The organism is Candidatus Merdisoma sp. JLR.KK006, from assembly GCF_036941035.1.
Taxonomy (GTDB): Bacteria; Bacillota; Clostridia; order Lachnospirales; family Lachnospiraceae; genus Laedolimicola.
Genome location: NZ_JAYMNS010000083.1, coordinates 1 through 1,331 on the forward strand (window position 1 = coordinate 1; position 1,331 = coordinate 1,331).

The 1,331-nt window shown below is 58.5% G+C and carries 1 protein-coding gene; it reads right to left on the minus strand.

The genetic code is table 11. The annotated features are described in order from the left end of the window. Nucleotides 1-1,287 (minus strand): sensor histidine kinase (locus VSQ61_RS22665; RefSeq protein WP_305179406.1); only part of this gene is annotated, 1,287 nt, incomplete at its 3' end. Between the last annotated feature and the right edge of the window lie 44 nt (nt 1,288-1,331).

Sequence of the window (1,331 nt, forward strand, 5' to 3'; positions counted from 1 at the left end):
GCCGTACATCACCACCGATACCCTGAACACGCCGTCACGTCCGTCCGCGTCCACCTGCCCACGGTAGGCTTCCGCCGCCTGCTCCACGGAGGAAAGGCCCAGTCCGTGGCTCCTGCGGTCTTTCTTTGTCGTTACGTATTTCCCGACGCGGTTCTTCCTCCGCTCCCCGCGGTAAGGGTTCGTGACCGCTATCATAAGGACTTCCTTCTCATACGAGGCGTACAGCGTGACGTAACGATTTCCCTCCTCAACTTCCATGCACGCCTCCAGCGCGTTGTCCAGCAGGTTCCCGAACACGATGGTAAGGTGCCCGCCCTGGAAGGGCAGCTCCGCAGGCAGGAACACACTGGCTTCAAAGGTGATGCCCTCCACCCGTGCAATGCCGCATTTATGGTTCACAAGGCTGTCCACGATGGCGTTACCGGTCCGGGAAACGTCATCCGCCCGGCACTCCGGGGTTCCCCGCAGCATCCATCGCACATATTCCTCCGCCTGTTTTGTGTCATCCCCCTGCAGCATTCCCAGCAGGCCCGCCATATGGTTCTTCATGTCGTGCCTCAGCCGCCTCATCTCCGCGTCATACGCTTCCCGCTCCTGCGCGTGCCTGTTTAAAAGCTCAAGCTCCTGCTCATAGAGCAGGTTCTTCTCATGGGCCTCCGCATCGTCCACCATGCGGTCATAGACCTCGAATATCATGTAGATCAGCAGGAGGAGCAGGAGCCCCGCGATGATGGCGAACGGGGTGTATTCCTCATGCCGCGCCGTTATCAGGAAGATATTGTGCATCAGGTATATGCTTCCGGCGGGGACGGCGAGGACCGCGACGGCATACCGGAACGGGATGTCCCTCCGGTCCATGCGTTTTGCATAATGCCCCGCGATAATGGCAAGGAGGAACATGAGCATCAGCGAGATGACCGTCCCGGCCGTCTGCAGTTCCCACCCGTCCATCCCGATCAGCCGGAGGATGATGTCGGTGGTGATCTCCATGAGCATCCATACGGCGCATACCAGCGCCGAGAAGATGCAGCGCCTTTTCATGCCTGCATCGTAGGATATGGAACTGATCATGAGTACGAGCGCCATGTTCAGGAAAAGCATTGCCGTCGGGGATATGGTCACGCCCAGGATAGGGACTACCTGCAGGATGTAATAAACGGTCCATGCCGCAAAACGCATTGGGTTTTTCGAGGGACGGGAAAAGAACGCCTTCATTAATTTGTGCATGATGAGTACATGGAAGCATGATGTAAGCAGGCTGCCGGCGTAGGTGCATACAGGGTTCATCCGTCCACCGCCTTCCTGCCCGCCATGCCGCAGAGCCGCGAGCG